The 2,357-nt window shown below is 43.4% G+C and carries 2 protein-coding genes; both read left to right on the plus strand.

Features of this window, described 5'->3' with window-relative positions; all coding sequences use genetic code 11:
• The first annotated feature begins 161 nt into the window (after nt 1-161).
• Nucleotides 162-587, plus strand: a complete 426-nt coding sequence (locus G5B42_RS11090) for a hypothetical protein (protein WP_181340540.1) — start codon at nt 162-164, stop codon at nt 585-587.
• Between the two features lie 270 nt (nt 588-857).
• Nucleotides 858-2,234 (plus strand): RHS repeat protein, encoded by a 1,377-nt coding sequence (locus tag G5B42_RS11095; RefSeq protein WP_181340541.1) that lies wholly within the window; start codon nt 858-860, stop codon nt 2,232-2,234.
• Nucleotides 2,235-2,357 lie beyond the last annotated feature (123 nt).

Here is a 2,357-nt window from a genome sequence, read left to right on the forward strand (position 1 = left end):
CAGTGCAACATTACCGACTTCTTGGCATTCTCTAACGATTTGTTCTTTAAAATCCTGGTCATAGCGTTTCGTTTTCATCTTTTCTACCCCCTGGTTTCATTCTAGCATGTTCGTACTTTTTCTCCAACTGAATTAGGGGGCTAGATAGAAGTGTTGAAGCCATGATTAAAGCAAATAAACTAGTAAAAACAAAAATTGAATTAATTGCGAATGAGATGCTAGATATTGAAATGGGTCAGGATATTGTACCAGTCTATACATTCTATTGGACATACAATACCGGCATTCTTTCTAAGGTAGCAGTATATATTGGACAAGGCCCAGTAATTTTTGAGAAAGAGTATCTTTACTCTCCAAATGGTGAAATAGTATTCGTTTTTGAGAAGACTTCAAGTTTTGATGGAAACACACTGGAAGAATTTAGGTATTACTTTAATCAGAAAAAATTAATAAGGTATATGGAAGGGAAAGAGATAATAGAAAAAAACTACTCAACCGAAGTAATTGATTTAAGTGATGATAAAATTAGAGAAGCAGAAACATTTCAGGATGTTTTTGAAGGAGTATTAAAATTATCGACCCAATAAATAGGAAGAAGTTACCCGGGGAACCATTACTAAAGAGGCATCTTTCTTACCGCGATCGAAACCTCAAGGCAAACGAGAAATTCCTACGGAGATCGCCGCTTTACAAATTTGGGCTAATTTTGCAAATGCCCGGTGGCCGCCCGCTCCGACGGGAATTAAAGATAACGTATAATATTTTTCGCACAATTGAAAAGGGAGATCTCCTTGGATTCGGTAGTTTACTTTACCACTTGAGTTCTCCCTTTTTAATTTTTAATTACGCGAAAAATATTGTACGTTATCTTTTATGATGAGGTAGGAAATGAAGTAAAAGTCAGGGATCCGCGGGGTTTTGAGACGGTCAAAGAGTATGATCCACTAAAACGGCTGACCAAGATAATCTATCCCGAGGGTAACGAAGAACAATTTGAATACGATAAAAACAATAACCGGATTGCCTACATTAATGGTAAATACTTCCGTACCGAATATAGTTATGACCGGTATAACCGTTTAACTGAAGTGCGGGAACCGGAAGGGCGACTCACGACTTACCGCTATGATCGGTGGGGGAATATGACCCAGATGATTGATCCTTTGGGTCATGTCACCAATTACCGTTATGACGAACTAAACCGCCTCCTGGAAGAGGTTAATGCAGAACAGCAAGTAGTGACCTACCGCTATGATGCGGTCGGTAACAGAGTATGGAGCCGGGACCGTAACGGAACGGTTGGTGAATACGAATATCTGCCCAATAATTTACTGAAAAAGGTTGTCCTCACGAAAGAGGATCCTGTTGCCGGCCGGAAAACCCAAATTCTCGCCTATGACTACGATGAAGCCGGGTTTAGAAAACGGGCACAGGTTGACGGGTTGGTAACGGAATATAACACCACCGGGGGAGTTTATGAACCCGATCCCTACGGACGGATTTACCGGGAAACAAAATCCTTTGCCGGGAAAACATCCACCGTCGAATACCGGTACGATGTCATGGGGCGGATCACCGGCGTCAAATACCCGACCGGTCAATGGGTAAACTATGAATACAACACCCTCGGCGAATTAACGAAAGTACCGGGCTTTATTGACGAAGCTCCCCGTTACGATCAAGGAGGATTCCTGGTTGGGCTAACCGCCGCCAACCGGATTACGACCAGTTATGAGTATGACCGGAACGGTCGTTTAACCAACCTTAACTACAACAACCAAAGCAGTGAGTTGTTGAAGGGCTATAGTCTGGCTTACGACGGTGCAAATAACATTGTTCGGAAAAATGACGACACCTTCGTTTACGACGGCTTAAACCAACTTCTGTTTGCCAACCTCAAGGGCAAGTTTGAAGTTGATGGGAAGGCAGAAGTGCAGAAAGTAGGCCGGGTCCTGTTCGATTATACCAGGGACGGAATCCTTGATTTTGCCATCAGTCAGTTCGAACTAATCGAACTCGACTATGCCGCTGGCAGTATTGGGGTCGATCTTTTAGGAACCTTCCCGGTAACCCGGGTGACGCTTTATCCCAATAATCCAAACCACCGGGTTGAAGCAAGGCACCTTAGCCTATACGGCAGCCTGGACGGGTTTGAGTATGAAAAAATTGACGGCTGGACACTGGAGAAAAAGGAGAATGGGGTACTGGAGCTTGTTCTGACCAATCCGCCCTGACCCCCTAATTCCGGAGATTATGCCACTAAAACTTGAGGTTTTATAGAATTACTAACAATAGCCTGGTAATATTTTTCCGGAGCCATGTTTTTCAAGCTTCCGTGGCGACGGCGCTGGTTGTAA

The sequence above is a fragment of the Capillibacterium thermochitinicola genome, from assembly GCF_013664685.1.
Taxonomy (GTDB): domain Bacteria; phylum Bacillota; class UBA4882; order UBA10575; family UBA10575; genus Capillibacterium; species Capillibacterium thermochitinicola.